This window comes from Comamonas sp. 26, from assembly GCF_002754475.1.
Lineage (GTDB): Bacteria > Pseudomonadota > Gammaproteobacteria > Burkholderiales > Burkholderiaceae_C > Comamonas.
Map to the genome: position 1 here is coordinate 560144 of NZ_PEFL01000003.1, position 20787 is coordinate 580930.

28 protein-coding genes are annotated in these 20787 nt (G+C 56.8%); 24 read left to right on the plus strand and 4 right to left on the minus strand.

All coding sequences use genetic code 11. The features are described from left to right. The first annotated feature begins 45 nt into the window (after positions 1 to 45). From CLU84_RS20710 to CLU84_RS20800, 19 genes are all read left to right on the plus strand, one after another. Complete coding sequence (locus CLU84_RS20710) at positions 46 to 684, plus strand: alpha/beta hydrolase (RefSeq protein ID WP_099739874.1); 639 nt, start codon at positions 46 to 48, stop codon at positions 682 to 684. A 140-nt stretch (positions 685 to 824) separates the two neighbouring features. Next, positions 825 to 1997, plus strand: a complete 1173-nt coding sequence (locus CLU84_RS20715) for a D-alanyl-D-alanine carboxypeptidase family protein (RefSeq protein WP_099739875.1) — start codon at positions 825 to 827, stop codon at positions 1995 to 1997. A gap of 207 nt (positions 1998 to 2204) precedes the next feature. Then, complete coding sequence (gene rpsL, locus CLU84_RS20720) at positions 2205 to 2582, plus strand: 30S ribosomal protein S12 (protein ID WP_012202325.1); 378 nt, start codon at positions 2205 to 2207, stop codon at positions 2580 to 2582. A gap of 167 nt (positions 2583 to 2749) precedes the next feature. Next, complete coding sequence (rpsG, locus tag CLU84_RS20725) at positions 2750 to 3223, plus strand: 30S ribosomal protein S7 (protein WP_099739876.1); 474 nt, start codon at positions 2750 to 2752, stop codon at positions 3221 to 3223. 147 nt (positions 3224 to 3370) lie between these two features. Beyond that, positions 3371 to 5479 (plus strand): elongation factor G, encoded by a 2109-nt coding sequence (gene fusA, locus CLU84_RS20730; RefSeq protein WP_099739877.1) that lies wholly within the window; start codon positions 3371 to 3373, stop codon positions 5477 to 5479. A 177-nt stretch (positions 5480 to 5656) separates the two neighbouring features. Further along, positions 5657 to 6847 (plus strand): elongation factor Tu, encoded by a 1191-nt coding sequence (gene tuf, locus CLU84_RS20735; protein ID WP_099739878.1) that lies wholly within the window; start codon positions 5657 to 5659, stop codon positions 6845 to 6847. A gap of 24 nt (positions 6848 to 6871) precedes the next feature. Beyond that, positions 6872 to 7183, plus strand: a complete 312-nt coding sequence (rpsJ, locus tag CLU84_RS20740; RefSeq protein WP_003059431.1) for a 30S ribosomal protein S10 — start codon at positions 6872 to 6874, stop codon at positions 7181 to 7183. A 200-nt stretch (positions 7184 to 7383) separates the two neighbouring features. Further along, on the plus strand, positions 7384 to 8058 hold the full coding sequence (gene rplC, locus CLU84_RS20745) for a 50S ribosomal protein L3 (RefSeq protein WP_099740092.1): 675 nt from the start codon (positions 7384 to 7386) through the stop codon (positions 8056 to 8058). Continuing rightward, entirely contained in the window at positions 8058 to 8681 is a 624-nt protein-coding gene (rplD, locus tag CLU84_RS20750; protein ID WP_099739879.1) for a 50S ribosomal protein L4, read from the plus strand. The genes rplC and rplD overlap by 1 nt, the downstream gene beginning before the upstream one ends. After that, the gene (rplW, locus tag CLU84_RS20755) at positions 8678 to 8992 is read left to right on the plus strand and encodes a 50S ribosomal protein L23 (protein ID WP_099739880.1); all 315 of its coding nucleotides are present in this window, start codon (positions 8678 to 8680) and stop codon (positions 8990 to 8992) included. Before rplD ends, rplW begins: the two co-directional genes overlap by 4 nt. A 2-nt stretch (positions 8993 to 8994) precedes the next feature. Next, positions 8995 to 9819 carry a 50S ribosomal protein L2 gene (gene rplB, locus CLU84_RS20760; RefSeq protein ID WP_099739881.1) on the plus strand — a complete coding sequence of 275 codons (825 nt, stop codon included), beginning with the start codon at positions 8995 to 8997 and terminating at the stop codon, positions 9817 to 9819. Positions 9820 to 9829: 10 nt separating this feature from the next. Further along, complete coding sequence (rpsS, locus tag CLU84_RS20765; RefSeq protein ID WP_099739882.1) at positions 9830 to 10105, plus strand: 30S ribosomal protein S19; 276 nt, start codon at positions 9830 to 9832, stop codon at positions 10103 to 10105. Between the two features lie 10 nt (positions 10106 to 10115). Next, the gene (gene rplV / locus CLU84_RS20770) at positions 10116 to 10448 is read left to right on the plus strand and encodes a 50S ribosomal protein L22 (RefSeq protein WP_099739883.1); all 333 of its coding nucleotides are present in this window, start codon (positions 10116 to 10118) and stop codon (positions 10446 to 10448) included. A gap of 16 nt (positions 10449 to 10464) precedes the next feature. Then, positions 10465 to 11337, plus strand: a complete 873-nt coding sequence (gene rpsC, locus CLU84_RS20775; protein WP_099739884.1) for a 30S ribosomal protein S3 — start codon at positions 10465 to 10467, stop codon at positions 11335 to 11337. Between the two features lie 2 nt (positions 11338 to 11339). Next, the gene (gene rplP, locus CLU84_RS20780; RefSeq protein ID WP_099739885.1) at positions 11340 to 11756 is read left to right on the plus strand and encodes a 50S ribosomal protein L16; all 417 of its coding nucleotides are present in this window, start codon (positions 11340 to 11342) and stop codon (positions 11754 to 11756) included. A gap of 10 nt (positions 11757 to 11766) precedes the next feature. After that, positions 11767 to 11964: a 50S ribosomal protein L29 gene (gene rpmC / locus CLU84_RS20785; RefSeq protein WP_003059403.1), complete on the plus strand. Its 198-nt coding sequence runs from the start codon at positions 11767 to 11769 to the stop codon at positions 11962 to 11964. 9 nt (positions 11965 to 11973) lie between these two features. Further along, on the plus strand, positions 11974 to 12243 hold the full coding sequence (gene rpsQ / locus CLU84_RS20790) for a 30S ribosomal protein S17 (RefSeq protein WP_099739886.1): 270 nt from the start codon (positions 11974 to 11976) through the stop codon (positions 12241 to 12243). 117 nt (positions 12244 to 12360) lie between these two features. Then, a complete protein-coding gene (locus CLU84_RS20795; protein WP_099739887.1) occupies positions 12361 to 12867 on the plus strand; it encodes a peroxiredoxin in 507 nt (168 codons plus the stop codon). A 12-nt stretch (positions 12868 to 12879) separates the two neighbouring features. Continuing rightward, positions 12880 to 13212: a hypothetical protein gene (locus CLU84_RS20800; protein WP_233210324.1), complete on the plus strand. Its 333-nt coding sequence runs from the start codon at positions 12880 to 12882 to the stop codon at positions 13210 to 13212. 90 nt (positions 13213 to 13302) lie between these two features. Here the strand turns inward: CLU84_RS20800 and CLU84_RS20805 are convergent, their stop codons facing one another. After that, positions 13303 to 13791, minus strand: coding sequence for a GNAT family N-acetyltransferase (locus CLU84_RS20805; RefSeq protein ID WP_099739888.1), 489 nt, complete (start codon positions 13789 to 13791; stop codon positions 13303 to 13305). 82 nt (positions 13792 to 13873) lie between these two features. Next, on the minus strand, positions 13874 to 14578 hold the full coding sequence (locus CLU84_RS20810; protein ID WP_099739889.1) for a cytochrome b/b6 domain-containing protein: 705 nt from the start codon (positions 14576 to 14578) through the stop codon (positions 13874 to 13876). A 147-nt stretch (positions 14579 to 14725) separates the two neighbouring features. Between CLU84_RS20810 and CLU84_RS20815 the strand changes: the two genes are divergently transcribed. Then, positions 14726 to 15172, plus strand: a complete 447-nt coding sequence (locus tag CLU84_RS20815) for a cytochrome c (protein WP_099739890.1) — start codon at positions 14726 to 14728, stop codon at positions 15170 to 15172. A 154-nt stretch (positions 15173 to 15326) separates the two neighbouring features. Here the strand turns inward: CLU84_RS20815 and CLU84_RS20820 are convergent, their stop codons facing one another. Next, positions 15327 to 15839, minus strand: a complete 513-nt coding sequence (locus tag CLU84_RS20820) for a TlpA disulfide reductase family protein (protein ID WP_099740093.1) — start codon at positions 15837 to 15839, stop codon at positions 15327 to 15329. A gap of 152 nt (positions 15840 to 15991) precedes the next feature. On the opposite strand from CLU84_RS20820, the gene CLU84_RS20825 reads away from it, so the two are divergent. The 4 genes from CLU84_RS20825 (at position 15992) to ptsP (ending at position 19324) form a co-directional block, all read left to right on the plus strand. Beyond that, positions 15992 to 16564 (plus strand): hypothetical protein, encoded by a 573-nt coding sequence (locus CLU84_RS20825; RefSeq protein ID WP_099739891.1) that lies wholly within the window; start codon positions 15992 to 15994, stop codon positions 16562 to 16564. Between the two features lie 97 nt (positions 16565 to 16661). Then, a complete protein-coding gene (locus CLU84_RS20830) occupies positions 16662 to 17117 on the plus strand; it encodes a PTS sugar transporter subunit IIA (RefSeq protein ID WP_099739892.1) in 456 nt (151 codons plus the stop codon). After that, positions 17086 to 17355 carry an HPr family phosphocarrier protein gene (locus CLU84_RS20835; protein ID WP_099739893.1) on the plus strand — a complete coding sequence of 90 codons (270 nt, stop codon included), beginning with the start codon at positions 17086 to 17088 and terminating at the stop codon, positions 17353 to 17355. The genes CLU84_RS20830 and CLU84_RS20835 overlap by 32 nt, the downstream gene beginning before the upstream one ends. 202 nt (positions 17356 to 17557) lie before the next feature. Continuing rightward, positions 17558 to 19324: a phosphoenolpyruvate--protein phosphotransferase gene (ptsP, locus tag CLU84_RS20840; RefSeq protein WP_099739894.1), complete on the plus strand. Its 1767-nt coding sequence runs from the start codon at positions 17558 to 17560 to the stop codon at positions 19322 to 19324. A 475-nt stretch (positions 19325 to 19799) separates the two neighbouring features. Here the strand turns inward: ptsP and lipA are convergent, their stop codons facing one another. Next, positions 19800 to 20780, minus strand: a complete 981-nt coding sequence (gene lipA / locus CLU84_RS20845) for a lipoyl synthase (protein ID WP_099739895.1) — start codon at positions 20778 to 20780, stop codon at positions 19800 to 19802. Positions 20781 to 20787 lie beyond the last annotated feature (7 nt).

Consider the following 20787-nt stretch of genomic DNA (forward strand, 5'->3'; position numbering starts at 1 on the left):
GGTGGAGTGGCAAAGCCGCTCCGGGAAAAAATTAGGATAGCAACCGTGAACTCCCAGACTGAACGACTGACGCTGACCGGCGGTGCCGGCGTGATTGAAGCCCTGCGTGACCCGGCCCAACTGGCCGACGGGCAAAGCCCCAAGGGCGTGGCCATCATTGCCCATCCGCACCCGCTGTTCGCTGGCACCATGGATAACAAGGTGGTGCAGACGCTGGCACGTGCCTTTGTGCAGTGTGGCTATACGGCGGTGCGTTTCAATTTTCGCGGCGTGGGTGCCAGTGCGGGCGAATATGACGCGGGCAAGGGTGAGCTGCAGGATTTGCTGGCGGTGATACGTCAGGTCGCGCCTGAGGGGCCGATTGCATTGGCAGGCTTCTCCTTCGGCGCTTTTGTCACCAGCCATGCGCTGGCTGCGTTGTGGGATGAAGGCCGAGTGGCCAAGGCCGTGCTCGTCGGCACCGCTGCCAGCCGTTTTGAGGTCGCGCCCGTGCCCGCTGCAGCCCATGACAGCACGCTGGTCATTCACGGCGAGGCCGATGACACTGTCGAGCTGTCTTCCGTCATGGACTGGGCCCGCCCGCAGATACTGCCTGTTACCGTGATTCCGCAGGTGGGGCATTTCTTTCACGGACAATTGCCTCTGCTCAAGAGCTTGGTCGTGCGCCATCTGAAGTCGCAGTAAGCACTTCCTTTTTGAACCCTGACGCACTGGTCTTGGTCAATCCCCTTTTCATAGCACCAAGCCAAGGTATATCCTTGGCTTTGGCTGTTTTTGATGGTGAATCACCGTCGCCTACCTTTGCTTTAGCGAGAGTTTTCTTCATGAAGCCCATTTATTCCACGCTGCGCGTTCTGGCTGTTGCTGCCGCAGTCGCACCTGTTTTTGCCATGGCTCAGGTGGCGGCCCCCGTTCCTCCCGAGATTGCTGCCCGCAATTACCTGCTGGTGGATGTCACCGCCGGTCAGGTGCTGGGTGCCAAGGATGTCGATGCCCCCGTCGAGCAAGCCTCGCTGACCAAGCTGATGAGCGCCTATGTGGTGTTTGACGCCCTGCGTGCCAAGAAGATCACGCTGGAGCAGACCATGCCCGTGAGCGAGCGCGCCTGGAAGATGCCTGGCTCGCGCATGTTCATCGACCCAAAAATGCAGGTGCCGGTCAACGACTTGGTTAGCGGCATGATCATCCAGTCGGGCAATGATGCGACTATGGCCTTGGCAGAAGCCGTGGGCGGCACGGCGGAAAACTTCGTCAAGATGATGAATGACCAGGCCAAGGCCCTGGGCATGAAAAACACCAGCTACAAGAACCCCGAAGGTCTGACCGAGCCCGGCCATCTGACCACGGCACGCGACCTGTCCATCCTGGCGCAGCGCCTGATGCATGACTTCCCCGAGTACATGCATTACTACGCTACCAAGCACTATGCCTACCCGGGCACGCCTGCCTCGAATGGCAACAACCGCAACTCGCTGCTGTTCCGCGATCCGACCGTGGACGGTCTGAAAACCGGCCACACCAACGCCGCAGGCTACTGCCTGGTGGCCACGGCCAAGCGCGACCTGCCCAATGTGGGTCAGCGCCGCCTGCTGTCTATCGTGCTGGGCACTGCCAGCGAGAAGGCTCGTGCCAACGAAAGCCAGAAGCTGCTGAACTGGGGCTATACCGCCTATGACGCAGTCAAGCTGTTTGATGCGGACCAGCCTGTGGCCACGCCCGCCGTCTGGAAGGGGGCGGCCAATGCGGTCAAGATCGGCAAGGCCGATGGCGCTGTGGTGGTGACCGTGCCCTCGGGCACTGGCGGCAAGCTGACCACCGAAGTCGTTCGCCAGGACCCGCTGATTGCTCCAATCGCCAAGGGCCAGGTCATGGGCGTGCTTAAGGTCAAGTCGGGCGCTGATGTCGTTGCTGAAGTGCCACTGGTCGCTCTTGAGGCGGTTGAGCAGGCAGGCTTCTTTGGCCGTCTGTGGGACACCATTCGCCTCTGGATCAAGTAAGACTCCTCGCTGGCACGGGGGCAATCCTTTGCCAGCTGCGGGAGCCTGACGTATGCGCTTGAGAAAATTGGCAAGTTGCGGGGCTATTGCGCCGCAGCAGTTGTGCGATTTTTCTCAAGCTGGTACATTCGAGGGCTTTTCGGAATTTCCGAAGGGATTCACGTTTTCGCTTTTCACGAAGCAAATTCACGTTTAGGGACGTTATTAATGCCAACCATTAACCAACTCGTGCGTCAGGGCCGCACGGTAGAAGTTGTTAAATCCAAGAGCCCTGCTATGGAAAACTGCCCCCAACGCCGTGGCGTGTGCACTCGCGTGTACACCACCACACCTAAGAAGCCTAACTCGGCTCTGCGTAAGGTGGCTAAGGTTCGTCTGACCAACGGTTTCGAAGTTATTTCGTACATCGGCGGTGAAGGCCACAACCTGCAAGAGCACAGCGTTGTGCTAGTGCGTGGCGGCCGTGTGAAGGACTTGCCCGGTGTGCGTTACCACATCGTGCGCGGTTCTCTTGACCTGCAAGGCGTCAAGGACCGTAAGCAGTCCCGCTCCAAGTACGGTGCCAAGAAGCCTAAGGCTAAGTAATCAGCCCTGGTTTTTTGAAAACAAACGGTGTTTGATTCGCCTGACTGGCGCGATCGAACGTAGTGACCCGAAGCACAAATTTTTGTGTGGGTCGAGTAAGTGAGAGTTTTGAATAGCTCTCGCGGTATCTGAAAAGATGCCAACTGAAGCAAAGATAGAGGTAAAAAATGCCACGTCGTCGCGAAGTCCCCAAACGTGAAATTCTGCCGGATCCAAAGTTCGGCAATGTAGAGCTGTCCAAATTCATGAACGTGATCATGGAAGGCGGCAAGAAGGCGGTTGCTGAGCGCATTATTTATGGTGCTCTGGACCTGATCGAGAAGAAGCACCCCGGTAAGGATCCTCTGGAAGCCTTCGTGGTTGCTATCAACAACGTCAAGCCCATGGTCGAAGTGAAGTCCCGCCGCGTTGGTGGTGCTAACTACCAAGTGCCCGTTGAAGTGCGTCCCGTCCGTCGTCTGGCTCTGGCCATGCGCTGGATCAAGGAAGCTTCCCGCAAGCGTGGCGAGAAGTCCATGGCTCAACGTCTGGCTAACGAGTTGCTGGAAGCAACCGAAGGCCGTGGCGGCGCCATGAAGAAGCGTGACGAAGTTCACCGCATGGCCGAAGCCAACAAGGCATTCAGCCACTTCCGCTTCTAATCGGAATCTCGCTCGAGATACAGGGCCGCATGCAAAAAACTTGCTGCGGCCTTGTGTCGATTCTGAGCGCCCCCATATAGAACTGCTGCTCCCAGCGCACAAGGCGGGGCAAGGCAGTACTCCCATACGATCAAGCAAGGATCCATCATGGCTCGCAAGACTCCCATCGAGCGCTACCGCAATATCGGTATCTCGGCTCACATCGACGCAGGTAAGACAACTACCACCGAACGTATCCTGTTTTATACCGGCGTGACCCACAAACTGGGTGAAGTGCACGACGGCGCTGCTACCACCGACTGGATGGAGCAAGAGCAAGAGCGTGGTATCACCATCACTTCCGCTGCAGTGACCTGCTTCTGGAAGGGCATGGACCTGTCCTATCCCGAGCACCGCTTCAACATCATCGACACCCCCGGCCACGTGGACTTCACCATTGAAGTGGAGCGTTCCATGCGCGTGCTCGACGGTGCTTGCATGGTGTATTGCGCTGTGGGTGGCGTGCAGCCCCAGTCGGAAACTGTGTGGCGTCAGGCTAACAAGTACAAAGTGCCTCGTCTGGCCTTCGTGAACAAGATGGACCGTACCGGCGCCAACTTCTTCAAGGTCTATGACGGCATGAAGGCTCGCCTGAATGCGAACCCCGTGCCTGTGGTGATCCCAATCGGCGCTGAAGACAAGTTCGAAGGCGTTGTGGACTTGGTCAAGATGAAGGCCATCATCTGGGATGAAGCATCTCAGGGCATGAAGTTCGAATACCAAGAGATTCCTGCTGAGCTGGTGGAGTCCGCCAACAAGTGGCGTGAAAACCTGGTCGAGGCTGCTGCTGAAGCCAACGAAGAACTGATGAACAAGTACCTTGAAGAAGGTTCTTTGTCTGAAGAAGAAATCAAGGCGGGTATCCGTGCTCGTACATTGGCTGTAGAAATTCAGCCCATGCTGTGCGGTACAGCGTTCAAGAACAAGGGTGTTCAGCGCATGCTGGACGCCGTGATCGACTATCTGCCTGCTCCAGTGGACATCGACGACGTGACCGGTACTGATCCGGACGACGAAGAGAAGAAGCTGTCGCGCAAGGCTGACGATGCTGAGAAGTTCTCGGCTCTGGCATTCAAGCTGATGACTGACCCGTTTGTGGGCCAACTGACTTTCGTGCGCGTTTACTCCGGCGTGCTGAGCAAGGGCGAAACCGTCCTGAACTCGGTCAAGGGTAAGAAAGAGCGTATCGGCCGTATCGTGCAAATGATGGCCAACGACCGCGTTGAAGTCGAAGAAATTCGCGCAGGCGACATCGCTGCTTGCGTGGGCTTGAAGGACGTGACCACCGGCGAAACGCTGTGTGCTCTGGACGCTCCTATCGTGCTGGAACGCATGGTCTTTCCTGAGCCCGTGATTGCACAGGCCGTGGAACCCAAGACCAAGACTGACCAGGAAAAGATGGGGATCGCCCTGTCGCGCCTGGCTGCTGAAGATCCTTCCTTCCGCGTGCGTACTGACGAAGAATCCGGTCAGACCATCATCGCCGGTATGGGCGAGCTGCACCTGGAAATTATCGTTGACCGCATGAAGCGCGAATTCAACGTGGAAGCCAACGTGGGCAAGCCCCAGGTTGCCTACCGCGAAACGATTCGCCAAAAGGTTGTGGACGTGGACGGCAAGTTCGTTCGTCAGTCCGGCGGTAAGGGTCAGTACGGTCACGTGGTGTTCACTGTCGAACCTCAAGAAGCCGGTAAGGGCTTTGAGTTCGTGGACGCCATCAAGGGCGGTGTGGTTCCTCGCGAATACATCCCTGCGGTGGAAAAGGGCGTGATCGAAGCCCTGACTTCCGGCGTGCTGGCGGGTTATCCCGTTGTGGACGTGAAGGTCACTCTGACTTTCGGTTCGTACCACGATGTGGACTCGAACGAAATGGCGTTCAAGATGGCCGCTATCTTCGGTTTCAAGGAAGCTGCTCGCAAGGCCAGCCCCGTCATCCTCGAGCCAATGATGGCTGTGGAAGTGGAAACGCCTGAAGACTACGCCGGTACTGTGATGGGTGACTTGTCTTCCCGTCGCGGTATGGTGCAGGGCATGGACGACATGGTTGGTGGCGGCAAGGCCATCAAGGCCGAAGTGCCTTTGTCGGAAATGTTCGGCTACGCCACGTCGCTGCGTTCCATGACTCAAGGTCGTGCCAGCTACACCATGGAATTCAAGCACTACGCTGAAGCTCCTCGCAACGTGGCTGAAGCCATCGTTGCAGCCCGCGCCAAGTAATTGACGCAGGTTTGACGAATCCGTCATAATCTCGGGTTCTGATCGCGACAACTCTTTGTGGGTTGTCGCGATTTTGCCGGTCTGCGATCTCATGCCGTTCTGTTTCCTGTGCAGAGCGAATCAGCAATGGGGTGCAGACCTTAAACATCACACAGGTTTTTGCTCTTTGGAGAAATCATGGCAAAAGAAAAATTCCAGCGCACAAAGCCCCACGTTAACGTGGGCACCATCGGTCACGTTGACCACGGCAAGACCACTCTGACTGCTGCTATCGCTACCGTGCTGTCCAAGCACTTCGGCGGCGAAGCTAAGGATTACTCGCAGATCGACAACGCTCCCGAAGAAAAGGCTCGTGGTATCACGATCAACACTTCGCACGTTGAGTACGAAACTGCTGCTCGTCACTACGCTCACGTTGACTGCCCCGGTCACGCTGACTATGTGAAGAACATGATCACTGGTGCGGCTCAGATGGACGGCGCTATCCTGGTTTGCTCCGCTGCTGACGGCCCCATGCCCCAGACTCGCGAGCACATCCTGCTGTCGCGTCAAGTTGGCGTTCCTTACATCATCGTGTTCCTGAACAAGGCCGACATGGTGGACGACGAAGAACTGCTGGAGCTGGTCGAAATGGAAGTGCGCGAGCTGCTGTCCAAGTACGACTTCCCCGGTGATGACACTCCTATCATCCGTGGCTCCGCCAAGCTGGCTCTGGAAGGCGACCAATCCGAAAAGGGTGAACCCGCTATCCTGCGTCTGGCTGAAGCTCTGGACACATACATCCCCACTCCCGAGCGTGCTGTCGACGGCGCCTTCGTGATGCCTGTGGAAGACGTGTTCTCGATCTCCGGTCGCGGCACTGTGGTGACTGGCCGTATCGAACGCGGCATCATCAAGGTCGGCGAAGAAATCGAAATCGTCGGTATCACAGATACACAGAAGACCATCTGCACTGGCGTGGAAATGTTCCGCAAGCTGCTGGACCAAGGTCAAGCTGGCGATAACGTTGGCCTGCTGCTGCGCGGCACCAAGCGTGAAGACGTTCAGCGCGGCCAAGTTCTGGCCAAGCCCGGCTCCATCAAGCCCCACACACAGTTCACTTCCGAAGTGTATGTGCTGTCCAAGGACGAAGGCGGTCGCCACACTCCTTTCTTCAACAACTACCGCCCTCAGTTCTACTTCCGTACAACTGACGTGACCGGCTCCATCGAACTGCCAGAAGGCAAAGAAATGGTGATGCCTGGTGATAACGTGTCGATCACTGTCAAGCTGATCGCTCCTATCGCCATGGAAGAAGGTCTGCGCTTCGCTATCCGCGAAGGTGGTCGTACTGTTGGTGCCGGTGTGGTTGCCAAGATCATTGCTTAATTCTTAGCAAACTAGGAATTATCAATGTCCAAGCAAAAAATCCGCATCCGCCTGAAGGCTTTCGATTACAAGTTGATCGACCAGTCCGCAGCCGAAATCGTTGACACTGCCAAGCGCACCGGCGCGATTGTCAAGGGTCCCGTGCCCCTGCCAACACGCATGAAGCGTTTCGACATTCTGCGTTCGCCTCACGTCAACAAGACCAGCCGCGATCAGTTCGAAATCCGCACGCACCAGCGTCTGATGGATATCGTTGATCCAACTGACAAGACTGTTGACGCTTTGATGAAGCTGGACCTGCCCGCAGGTGTGGATGTCGAAATCAAGCTGCAATAAGAGTTTTGAAAGTCTCGAAAGAGGCTTTTAAGGTCTTTGTTTAACGCGAACTTGCTTGAAAAAGCAGTTCGCGTTAAAATTTGGAGCTTCGCCTTTGATGCGAAGTTTTATTAACCTTCTTTTGTGTGCTAAGCCTTATGGGCAAAGGTGCAACGCTGAGCCAATTGCAGTTTCAGCGGCAAAAGTTTTGGAGCAAACAAATGAGTCTGAGCAACTCCCTGGGGTTGCTGGGTCGCAAGGTGGGCATGATGCGTCTGTTTACTGATGATGGGGACTCCGTGCCTGTCACAGTGGTGGATGTGTCTAACAACCGCGTTACCCAGGTCAAAACCCAAGAGAACGATGGCTACGTGGCCCTGCAGGTCACGTTCGGTGCACGCAAGGCCTCTCGCGTGACCAAGCCAGCTGCTGGCCACCTCGCTAAGGCGGGCGTCGAAGCCGGTGAAGTGACCCGCGAATTTCGTGTAACTGATGAAACCGCTGGCAAGTACGCCGCTGGTGCTGTTCTGCCTGTGGCCGAACTGTTCAGCGTTGGCCAGAAGGTGGACGTGCAAGGCACATCCATCGGTAAGGGTTTCGCCGGTACGATCAAGCGCCACAACTTCTCGTCGCAGCGCGCATCGCACGGTAACAGCCGTTCGCACAATGTTCCCGGTTCTATCGGTATGGCACAAGACCCAGGTCGCGTGTTCCCCGGCAAGAAGATGACCGGTCACATGGGTGACGAAACCATCACTACTCAAAATCTCGACGTGGTTCGTATTGACGAAGCACGCCAACTGCTGTTGATCAAGGGTGCAATTCCCGGCGCTAAGGGTGGCTTTGTCTCCGTGCGTCCAGCGATCAAGGCTAAAGCTTCCAAAGGAGCGAACTAATGCAGCTCGAACTCCTGAATGAACAAGGCCAGGCTGCATCGAAGTTCGATGCTCCCGAGACTGTGTTCGGTCGTGAATTCAACGAAGATCTGGTCCACCAGCTGGTGACTGCCTACCGTGCTAACGCACGTCAAGGTACTCGCGCTCAGAAGGACCGTGAGCAAGTGCGTCACACCACTGCCAAGCCTTTCAAGCAAAAGGGTACTGGTCGTGCACGTGCTGGTATGTCCTCTTCGCCTCTGTGGCGTGGCGGCGGCCGCATCTTCCCAAATCTGCCTGAAGAAAACTTCGCGCAGAAGATCAACAAGAAGATGTACCGCGCTGGTATGGCTTCCATCCTGTCTCAGCTGGCCCGCGAAGGTCGTCTGGCAGTTGTGGATTCCCTGACTCTGGATACCCCCAAGACCAAGGTGCTGGCTGACAAGTTCAAGGCTATGAACCTGTCTACGTCGGTAATGGTGATCGCCGAAGAAATCGACGAAAACCTGTACCTGGCATCCCGCAATCTGAAGAACGTGTTCGTGGTTGAGCCGCGCTATGCTGACCCCGTGTCACTGGTGCACTACAAGAAAGTGCTCATCACCAAGGGTGCGATCGACAAACTCAAGGAGATGTTCGCATGAGCACTACCAAGTTTGACGAAGGTCGTCTGATGCAAGTGCTGGTCGCTCCCATCGTGTCCGAAAAGGCCACCATGGTTGCTGAAAAGTCCAATGCTGTGACGTTCAAGGTGCTGCAGAGCGCTACCAAGCACGAAATCAAGGCCGCTGTGGAATTGATGTTCAAGGTTGAAGTGGCTGGCGTTTCCGTGGTGAATACCAAGGGCAAGACCAAGCGCTTTGGCAAGACCGTTGGCCGTCGCGACAATGTTCGCAAGGCTTACGTGATGCTCAAGCCCGGTCAAGAGCTGAACCTGTCTGGGGAGGCTGCGTAATCATGGCTGTTATTAAGCTCAAACCTACGACTCCCGGCCAACGTGGCGCGGTCAAGATTTCTCGCGACCACCTGCACAAGGGTGAGGGCTTTGCCCCCCTGCTGGAACCTCAGTTCCAGAAAGCCGGTCGTAACAACAACGGTCACATTACTGTTCGCCACAAGGGCGGTGGTCACAAGCACCACTACCGCGTGGTTGACTTTACGCGTACCAAGGACGGTATCCCCGCCAAGGTCGAGCGCATTGAATACGATCCAAACCGTACGGCTCACATCGCTCTGGTGTGCTATGCCGACGGCGAGCGTCGCTACATCATTGCTCCTCGCAACCTGGAAGTGGGCGCTACGATTGTCAGTGGTTCCGACGCGCCTATCCGCGTTGGTAACACACTGCCAATCCGTAACATCCCCGTGGGCTCGACTATCCACTGCATCGAACTGAAAATCGGTGCCGGTGCTCAGATCGCTCGCTCGGCTGGTACCTCTGCCACTCTGCTGGCTCGCGAAGGCATCTACGCTCAAGTGCGTATGCGTTCGGGTGAAGTCCGTAAGGTGCACATTGAGTGCCGCGCCACTATCGGTGAAGTCGCCAACGAAGAACACAGCCTGCGCCGTCTGGGCAAGGCCGGTGTGAAGCGCTGGATGGGTATTCGTCCTACCGTTCGCGGTGTGGTGATGAACCCTGTGGATCACCCACACGGTGGCGGTGAAGGCAAGACCGGTGAAGGTCGTCATGCAGTTGACCCATGGGGCAACTTGACGAAGGGCTACCGTACCCGTAACAACAAGCGCACACAGACAATGATTGTGTCGCGTCGTAAAAAGTAAGGGGTAGCAAATGACACGTTCTCTCAAAAAGGGCCCATTTGTTGACCATCACTTGCTGGCTAAGGTTGAAAAAGCCGTTGCCACCAAGGATAAGAAGCCAGTGAAGACTTGGTCGCGCCGTTCGATGGTTCTGCCCGATTTCATCGGTCTGACCATTGCTGTGCACAACGGCAAGCAACACGTGCCAGTCTATGTGACAGACCAGATGGTCGGTCACAAGCTCGGTGAATTCGCGCTGACTCGTACCTTCAAGGGACACCCAGCGGACAAGAAAGCCAAGAAGTAAGGAATAGAACATGTCTGAAACACGTGCTGTTCTCCGTGGCGTCCGCCTGTCTGTTGACAAGGGTCGCTTGGTCGCGGATCTGATCCGTGGCAAGAAGGTGGATCAAGCCTTGAACATTCTCCAGTTCACGCAGAAAAAAGCTGCTGTGATCCTGAAGAAGGTTCTGGAATCCGCTATCGCCAATGCTGAGCACAATGACGGCGCTGATATCGACGATCTGAAGGTTACGACCATCTACGTCGAACAAGGCACCACGCTCAAGCGTTTCACTGCTCGCGCCAAGGGCCGTGGCAATCGCATCAGCAAGCCTACATGTCACATTTATGTGACAGTTGGTAACTGAGGCCTTAAGGAAGAATATGGGACAGAAAATCCATCCTACCGGCTTCCGCCTTGCTGTAAGCCGTAACTGGGCTAGCCGTTGGTACGCTAGCAACCGTGACTTCGCCGGCATGCTGGCTGAAGACATCAAGGTGCGTGAGTACCTGAAGGCCAAGCTGAAGAACGCTGCTGTTGCACGCGTTGTGATTGAGCGTCCTGCAAAGAGCGCCCGCATCACGATCTTCTCGGCTCGTCCTGGTGTTGTGATCGGTAAGAAGGGCGAAGACATTGAGGCCTTGAAGAAGGAACTCACTGCTCGTCTGGGCGTGCCAGTCGCTGTGAACATCGAAGAAGTGCGCAAGCCTGAAATCGATGCCAAGTTGATCGCTGATTCCATCTGCCAGCAGCTGGAAAAGCGCATCATGTTCCGCCGCGCCATGAAGCGTGCTATGCAGAACGCCATGCGTCTGGGTGCTCAAGGCATCAAGATCATGTCTTCCGGTCGTCTGAACGGTATCGAAATTGCTCGTACCGAGTGGTACCGTGAAGGCCGCGTGCCTCTGCACACACTGCGCGCCGACATCGACTATGGCTTCTCCGAAGCCAAGACGACATACGGCATCATCGGTGTGAAGGTCTGGGTCTACAAGGGTGATACCTTGGGCCGTAACGATCTGCCCGCCGTTGAGACTCCTCGTCCTGACGACGAGCGTCGTCCACGTGGCCCTCGCCGCGATGGTCGTCGTGATAGCCGTGATGGCGCAGGCCGTGGTGGCCGCCGCCCCGCTGGCACCAATGCCGCTCCCGCTGACGGTAGCGACAAGCCTGCAGGCGCTGGTGCTGATTCCGTTAAGCGCGTTCGCAAGACTGACGCGCCCGCTGCAGCTGCAGCGGACGGTAAAGGAGAATAAAGATGCTGCAACCTGCTCGCCGCAAATATCGCAAGGAGCAAAAGGGTCGCAACACCGGTATTGCAACGCGTGGTAACTCCGTTGCTTTCGGTGACTTCGGCCTGAAGTCTACTGACCGTGGCCGTTTGACGGCCCGCCAGATCGAAGCCGCACGTCGTGCGATTTCCCGTCACGTGAAGCGTGGTGGTCGTATCTGGATCCGCGTGTTCCCGGACAAGCCAATCTCTACCAAGCCCGCCGAAGTGCGTATGGGTAACGGTAAGGGCAACCCCGAGTACTACGTGGCTGAAATCCAGCCTGGTAAGGTGATCTACGAAATCGTAGGCGTACCTGAAGAGCTGGCCCGTGAAGCGTTCCGCTTGGCTGCTGCAAAGCTGCCTCTGCGCACGACCTTCGTGTCTCGTCACATTGGTGCTTAAGGAGATCAACATGACTAAATCTGCTGAACTCCGCCAAAAAGACGTGGCCGGTCTGGAAGCTGAAGTGAAGTCCTTGCAAAAGGCTCATTTCGGTCTGCGCATGCAAAAAGCCACGCAACAACTGGGCAATACAGCGACTATCAAGGCTACTCGCCGCGATATCGCTCGTGCCAAGACCATTCTTGCTGAAAAGCAAGCCGCCAAGTAAGGAGCCGACATGACGGAAGCTAAAACATCCCTCAAGCGCACCTTGATTGGCAAGGTCGTTAGCGACAAGCGCACTAAGACTGTGACCGTTCTGGTTGAACGCCGCGTTAAGCACCCCCTGTACGACAAGATCATGATCAAGTCGAGCAAGTACCACGCTCATGACGAGCAAGGTGAGTACAAGCTGGGTGACGTGGTTGAAATCACCGAGAGCCGTCCTCTCTCCAAGACCAAGAACTGGGTTGCTACCCGCTTGGTGCAAAAGGCTGCTCTGGTGTAAGCCTAACTGGCTTTCCCGGCTGCAAAGCCCTTAAAAACGACCCACAATGTTGTGGGTCGTTTTTTTATTTGGGCCGCCGCAATGAGTGGCCCATGCTTTGCAACTAAGGAGATAGTCATGATTAAAGTTGGTGATGCCCTGCCCGCGGTTACCTTGATGGAATACGTGGAAGTGGAAGGAAATGGCTGCAGCCTTGGCCCCAACCCCGTAAAGCTGCCTGAAGCACTGTCTGGCAAGACTATTGCTCTGTTTGCTGTGCCCGGCGCTTTTACGCCCACGTGCTCAGAGAAGCATCTGCCTGGCTATATCGCCAAGGCGGAAGAGTTCAAGGCGGCAGGTGTTGATGAAATCTGGTGCCTGTCCGTGAACGACGCGTTCGTGATGGGTGCTTGGGGCCGCGATCAGAAGGCCGGTGGCAAGGTGCGCATGATTGCTGACGGCGATGCAGCCTTTGCCAAGGCGACAGGCCTGACTCTGGACCTCAACGGCAAGGGCCTGGGTCTGCGTGCAAACCGTTTCTCCATGCTGGTAAAAGATGGCAAGGTGGCTGCGCTGAATGTGGAAGGTCCCGGCAAGTTCGAAGTCAGCGACGCTGACACGATGCTGGCTCAAGTCAAGGCCTGATAACCGCCTCTATTGGATATCTCTGCCCTCAAGGGCATACATCCCACCGTGATGACTCCCAGTCACGATGACTACCGCTTCTTTGATGCAATGGTGGACCCTGTAACGCGTCGCTATCTTTCTGAGGACTACGGTTTTTGCCGTCTCTGGAGTGGCATGGGCGAACACATCTATGTTGACGCCAACTCAAACCTCTTGCACCAGGGCTCCAAGCTTTACAAAGGCAACTTTGCAGACAGGCTGAACCATGTACTGTCTTATGCCGTCAATGGCACAGCTGGGGCGAGGATGGAATTGCAGGGCTCGCAGTATCTGCAGCCTAATGAGATTGGACCTGCCGCGTAAGCACAGGCCTTGGCAAGCGCTGAGTTAATGCAAGGCGTCCGAATGCAAATTCGGATGCCTTTTCTGTTTCAAGAGCCCTTGCGCAGAGGCTTAAAGCAAAGCGGCCTTGAGATAGTGCGCCCCTTGCAAGGGGTTGTGATAGTAGGGCTCGATGGACTCAAAGCCTAGCTCTTCATAGAGCTTGCGGGCAGCCTCCATGTCGTCGAGGGTGTCCAGCAGCACATGGTCGTAACCCGCTTGGCGGGCTGTATCGAGCATGGCTTCGACCAGCTGGCGACCTAGACCCACACCGCGAAAAGCTTGGCGCACATACAGGCGCTTCATTTCGGCAGCGTTGGGATAGTCGCAATCGTCCAGAGGGCGCAGGGCGCAGCAGCCTGCAATGCTTCCATCCACGCGTGCGAGCAGAATCTGCCCTCGTGGTCCGGAATACTCGCCGGGAAGGTTGGTGAGTTCGGTTTCGAATCCTTGAAATTTCAGGTCGATGTTCAGGCTGTCCGCATATTCCTGGAAGATCTGGCGCACGGCGTGCATATCTTCCGGAGTGGGGATCAGCAAGTCCACTGCAGTCTTGTCCACGGCAACTAGGCGATGATGAAAGAAGAGTCAGTGTAGCGGCAAGCGCGCGGCATGGTTAAAGCGGGATGGGTGATGTCAGAACTCAGAAAGCAGCGCCTTGACCTAGCTGATGCACCCACCATGAAATGCCGCTGGCCACAACGGCCAGCGCAGCGGCCAGCACCCGCGTACCCATGGTGTCGTGGGCAGAAGGCACGGGTCCGTCCAGCAGCTTGTCTCCCGTCACCATGGCGGGCACAAGTTTGTCGCCCTTGAGGCTGTAGCCAATGACGGCCAGCAGGTGCAGAGCGACCAGAGCATAAATCAGATACTGCCCCCAGTGAGCGTGGTAGTTGGTGGCCTGAGAAATAAGATCGCCAGAGACAAAGCGCGTCAGCGGCCCGCTGAAGGCAATTTCGTCATCACTCAAGAGCCCACTTGCGATCTGTGCTATCAAAATAATTAGCATTGCGATGACTGAAAGTGCACCCAGTGGGTTGTGGCCAGCACGGTCTTGCGTTGTCGATACGCCGCGCACATAGCGCCCAAGTGCCTCAGGCGACGGAATAAAGCTGCCAAAGCGCGACCAGTACCCGCCCACCACGCCCCAGAGAATGCGAAAGACCAGCAAAGCCAGAACGACCTGACCCAATATCAAATGCCAGTTCATGGCATTGCCGCCCATCTTGGCGGTGACCACCAGGGCCACGATGCATGCAGCCAGTAGCCAGTGAAACAGGCGGGTTGGCAGATCCCAGATGCGTACTTTATGGGGTAGGGCAGAGGCAGGTGTGGTGGGCTGTGTCATGTTTTATTCAGTGCTGATAGGCACAAGCATTGTGCCCTGATGGGTGGGAAACCCCGTCTGAGGCGCAGTGCGCGCTTTCATCGGCCTCTGCCATACTGCTCGGGCAGCCGCTTGCGGCATGTTGTTGAACCAAGAAAGGATAACCCGATGAAAGCTTTCTCCTCCCTGGCTCTGGCCGCTGTGGTTGCCACCGCGGCCTTGCCTGCTTCGGCGCAATTTGCCAAATCCGAAGATGCCATCAAGTACCGGCAGAGCGCATTGAGCGTGCTGGGTACGCATTTCAGCCGCCTGGGTGCGATGGCCAATGGCAAGATTCCTTTTGATGCCAAGAGCGCTCAGGAAAGCGCGGAAGTCGTCGCTTTTATGTCCAAGCTGCCATGGGCTGGCTTTGGCGCGGGTACCGAAGGCGGCAAGGCCAAGCCTGAAGTGTGGAAGGAGCAGGCCAAGTTCCATGACCTGAGCGGCAAGATGGAGGCAGAAGTCGTCAAGCTCAACGCCGCAGCCAAGACGGGCAATCTGGATAACCTCAAGACCGCCTTTGGCCCTGCAGCGAACAGCTGCAAGAGCTGCCACGACAGCTTCCGCAACAAGTAATCGCTGCCCCTCTATTGGGCAGTCACAAAAAAAACCGGCATTGCCGGTTTTTTTGTGAGCTTCTTGCGCTTGTCTATATCGGGTCTCAGAGCTATTTCACTCTGAGATCAAGCAGGTACGCGCGCAAGCAGCTATGTTTTTTGCAAGTCAAGGCTCAGACGCTGGCGGGCTCGGCCAGCAGCTTTTCAATGAGTTTGTGGAGTTCCGCAAAGTCGGGTGCACCGATATAGCTCTTCACAATCTCGCCGCGCTTGTTGACGATGAAGGTGCTGGGGGTGAGCTTCACATCACCCCAGGCCTTGGCCACGCTGCCGGTGTTGTCCAGTGCCACTTGGAAGGGCAGTTTGCGGGATTCGACAAAGTTCACGACATAGCTGGGCGGGTCGTAGCTCATGGCCACGGCCAGCGTGTCAAAGCCCTTGTCCTGGTACTTTTGGTAGGTGCTGATGATTTGGGGCATCTCGGCCACACAGGTCGTGCAGCTGGTTGCCCAGAAGTTCACCAGTGTCACCTTGCCCTTCAGGTCATTGGTGGTCTTCTGGCTGCCATCCAGCAGTACAAAAGTGGATTGAGGGGCCGCGGTCTGCCCTGCGTTCGAATACACCAAAGCTCCGACGCCAATGACGACGGCGGCAACAACGCCTGCGATCCAATGTTTGCTTGCCATAGTGATGAATTGTGCACAAAACATCAGCACCTTGCTGATCTTGTGGATTGGTGTCTGAAACAACGACAAAGTTCAGTTTTTACTGCTTAACCCACGGGTCATCCCTAGCTTTGCAGGGTAAACCGTGCTCATGCGGCTGTTGATAATGGGCCATGAATAAAACAGGACTCTGGGTTGCTGCGGTGCTTGCCACTGCTGGGCTGCTGGTCGCCTGTGGTCCTGCGCTGAACTGGCGCACGGCGCAGCTCAAAGATGCGCCACTGCAAGTGCTGCTGCCTTGCGATCCGCAGACGGCCAGCCGCCCGGTGGAGCTGGGGTTGGGTCAGGTGCAGATGACGGTCTTGGGTTGCGAGACACAGGGCGCGACCTATGCGGTTTCGAGTTTTGCGGTGACCGAGCCTTCCCGCGCTGCAGAAGCGCTGATGTACTGGCAGCAGGCGGTGCTGGCACAACTGCGGCCTGAAGGTGGCGCAACAAGTTCCGCCACAAAGCTCAATGCCAGGGGCGATGGGCTCTGGGTCCTCAAGGGGGCGCTGAACCTGCCGCAATCCCAGCGTATGACATTTGAGGGCATCAGCGCCAAGGGGCAGAAAGTGGTGGCGCATGGCCTGTGGTTTGCCCGGCTGGAGGGCGCTGGCGCGCGGGTCTATCACGCGGTGATTTATGGCAGCAAGGCCCGGCCTGCAGAGGCGGAGATGTTCTTTTCAGGCCTGCAACTGCAATAAGAGGTGTATTCAGATCATGACCTTTGCTCTTCAACTGCCCATTGGCCTTGTTTGCGACGCCAACGCGCCATAATTTGCTATTAAGAACTGTGACCACATGACCACGCGCATCCTATTGCTCACTCACGCTCCTCTGGCCGCTGCATTGCGCGAATGCGCTTTGCACGTGTTTGCGGATAGCGCTGACGACTTGCTGGCTCTGGATGTGCCTTCAGAAGAGGCACCCGAAGCTACGCTGGAGCGTGCTCTGGCCATGCTGGTGGCGCATGGCGGGCTGGAGGCTCCTACGTTGGTGCTGACCGATCTGTTCGGGGCCACGCCTTGCAACGTCGCCCAGCGCCTGACGGGTTTGTTGCAGGCAAGGCTGGTGGCGGGTGTGAACTTGCCCATGCTTTTGCGCTCTATCGGTTACCGGCATGAGTCACTCGATGCCCTGGTTTCCCGCGCCATGGTGGGCGGCAGTCAGGGCGTGATGCAGGTCGCCAGCAGTTCAAGACAAAATCAAAGCGCACGAACTTCCAATGATCAAGACCAACATCACCATCAGCAATAAATTGGGCTTGCACGCCCGTGCATCGGCCAAACTCACCAAGCTGGCAGGTAGTTATCCCTGCGAGGTCTGGCTGACCAAGGGCGAGCGCCGCATCAATGCCAAAAGCATCATGGGCGTGATGATGCTGGCCGCCGGCATTGGCTCTGAGCTGGAGATGGAAACGGATGGCGAGCAGGAGCAAGAAGCGATGGACGCGCTGGTCGCGCTCATCAATGACAAGTTTGGCGAAGGCCAGTAAATGCTGCAGCCCTGCACAGTTGATTGACCGCGCAGGATGCGGCTGAACGATAAGTTCTTTTGACAGCAGGGGATGCCCTGCTATCTGTAGGTTAGAGCTACTTTCGTGCTGTGATGCAGTAGGAGTCAGCGCTGCACGCTGCAAAAATAAGAGCAAGAAGCAAGCAAAAAGCAATCGCGAGATTCGCGAAAGGGCATTCGCTATGACATTTGCCATCCACGGTTTGGCTGTTTCCCGAGGTATTGCCATTGGGCGTGCGGTCGTTGTGGCCTCCAGTCGAATGGAGGTGGTCCACTACTTCATTCGCCCAGATCAGGTGGAGGCTGAGATTCAGCGTGCCCGCACGGCGCGCAATGCAGTGATTGATGAACTGCGCCGCCTGCAGGAAGAAGTGCCCAAGGACGCGCCAGGCGAGCTGGATGCTTTGCTGGAAGTGCATTTGATGCTGCTGCAGGACCAGGCGCTGGGCGAAGCCATTCGCAACTGGATCTCAGACCGCCTCTACAACGCCGAGTGGGCATTGACCACGCAGCTGGAAATCATCTCGCGCCAGTTCGACGAGATGGATGACGAGTACCTGCGTGAACGCAAGGCCGATCTGGAGCAGGTAGTCGAACGTATTCTTCGGCACATGAAGGGTGCTGCAAGTCCCATCTCGCCGCCCATGGCTCCTGCTGGCGTAGTAGGTGCAACTGGCGGCCAGCAACTGCCCCTGGATGGCACGGTAGACACTCCGCTGGTGCTGGTAGCGCAAGACCTCTCGCCAGCAGACATGCTGCAGTTCAAAAGCAAGGTGTTTGCGGGCTTCATCACTGCCGTGGGCGGCAAGACCAGCCACACCGCGATTGTGGCGCGCAGCATGGATATACCGGCCGTGGTCGGTGCGCGTGCAGCCAGCCAGCTGATTCGCCAGGACGACTGGGTCATCATTGATGGCAACGAAGGCGTGGTCATCGTTGATCCCACGCCCATCATTCTTGAGGAATACAGCTTTCGTCAGCGCCAGAGCGAACTGGAGCGCGAACGCCTGGCGCGCCTGCGCTTTACACCGTCGCTCACCATGGACGGGCAAAGGGTGGAGCTGCTGGCCAATATCGAGCAGCCCAGCGATGGCGCAGCCGCCGTGCGTGCTGGTGCGGTGGGTGTGGGTTTATTTCGTACCGAGTTTCTGTTCATGGGCCGCAGCGGCAACCTGCCAGGCGAAGAAGAGCAATACCGCGCCTACTGCGAGGTGATCAGCAGCATGCATGGCATGCCCGTCACCATTCGGACGCTGGACGTGGGGGCCGACAAGCCGCTGGACAAGGCCCAGCCCAAGGACTACTACCTCAACCCCGCATTGGGCCTGCGCGCCATTCGCTGGAGTCTTGCCGACCCCGTGATGTTCCGCACCCAGTTGCGCGCTATCTTGCGTGCCGCAGTGCATGGGCCTGTGAAGCTGCTTTTCCCCATGCTGGCGCACCGCAGCGAGATTGAGCAAACCCTGGCCCAACTGCGCCAGGCGCAGGCGGAGCTGGATACGCGCGGGCTTTATTACGGCAAGGTCAAGCTGGGTGCCATGATTGAGATACCGGCTGCAGCCCTGACGGTGCGCAGCTTTCTCAAATACTTCGACTTTCTGTCTATCGGCACCAACGACTTGATCCAGTACACGCTGGCGATTGACCGTGCCGATGAAGCCGTCGCCCACCTCTACGACCCCATGCACCCTGCCGTGTTGCGGTTGGTGGCCGAAGTGATTGCCGCGGCCAATGCCGCAGGCAAAGAGGTTTGCGTGTGCGGGGAAATGGCCGGCGACCTGAGCATGACCCGGCTGCTGCTGGGGCTGGGGCTGCGCAGCTTTTCCATGCATCCCGCGCAGATTCTGGCCGTCAAGCAGGAAATTCTGCGGGCAGATTCCTGCAAGCTCGCGCCTTGGGCGAATGAGGTGCTCGACAGCGAAACCCCTGCGCAAATGATGGCCCACTGAGGCTTGCAGCAGGAGGCATTGCGCTCCAGTTGGCTGGAGTTAAATGCGTTCAGAAAATGCCGGTGTAAAAGCCGGTATTTTTATGTTTTATGTGAGATTGATTCTCATTTAATGCTGCTATGCATTCCAGCATGTAGCGCAGATCTCTGGTGGGGCTCCCGCGCTACATGACTCAGTTTCATCGTGGGGCGACTCGTCGGGCTTGTTCAGCTCACAGTCGTTTTTGCCAGCCAGCGGTTTGCCGGTTAGCCAGGCGTTTTTTCTCGATGTGGACTCTGGTGATTCTTCAAAAATCATAGCTGCTAGCGCAAGCAATTCATTGATTTCACTTTGAATGAATCGCCAAACCAATAGTTATCAAGCGTAAACAGCTCCTTTTTCAGGAGCTTTATTTTTGTGCAGATCTTGAACTTTCCATCTGCATCAGGCATGAAAAAAGCAGCCTCAAGGGCTGCTTTTGTGAGGTTATCAGCGCTTAAACGCCAGCGGCGTGCGCTTGCTGGTCTGCGTGATAGCTTGATCGCACCATGGCACCCACGGCGGCGTGGGTGAAGCCCATTTTGTAGGCCTCTTCCTCGAACATCTTGAAGGTGTCGGGGTGCACGTAACGGCGCACGGGCAGGTGGCTGTTGGTGGGGGCGAGGTACTGACCAATTGTCAGCATGTCGATGTTGTGGGCACGCATGTCGCGCATCACCTGCAGGATTTCCTCGTCCGTCTCACCCAGACCCACCATGATGCCGCTCTTGGTCGGCACGTCGGGGTGCAGTTCCTTGAACTTCTTCAAGAGGTTCAGCGAGAACTGGTAGTCCGAGCCTGGACGCGCTTCCTTGTACAGGCGAGGCGCGGTTTCCAGGTTGTGGTTCATCACATCGGGCGGTGCCGACTTGAGAATTTCCAGCGCGCGGTCGTCGCGGCCGCGGAAGTCGGGCACCAAAATTTCGATCTGTGTCTCGGGCGAGAGTTCACGAATGTTCTTGATGCACTCCACAAAGTGGCCGGAGCCACCGTCGCGCAGGTCATCGCGGTCCACACTGGTGATCACCACGTACTTCAGGCGCAGCGCAGCAATGGTGCGGGCCAGGTTCAGCGGCTCGTTCACATCCAGCGGGTCAGGGCGGCCATGGCCCACATCGCAGAACGGGCAGCGGCGCGTGCACTTGTCACCCATGATCATGAAAGTGGCCGTGCCCTTGCCAAAGCATTCGCCGATATTGGGGCAGCTGGCTTCCTCGCAGACGGTGTGCAAGTTGTTCTTGCGCAGGATGTCCTTGATTTCATAGAAGCGCGTGGTGGGGCTGCCAGCCTTGACGCGAATCCAGTCAGGCTTTTTCAGCACTTCGGCATGCTCGACTTTGACGGGAATGCGCGAAAGCTTGGCTGCCGCCTTTTGCTTGGCCAGCGGGTTGTAATCAGCTTGGGATTGCGCTTCGCGCACGACTTCATTGGTGCTCATGATCTTG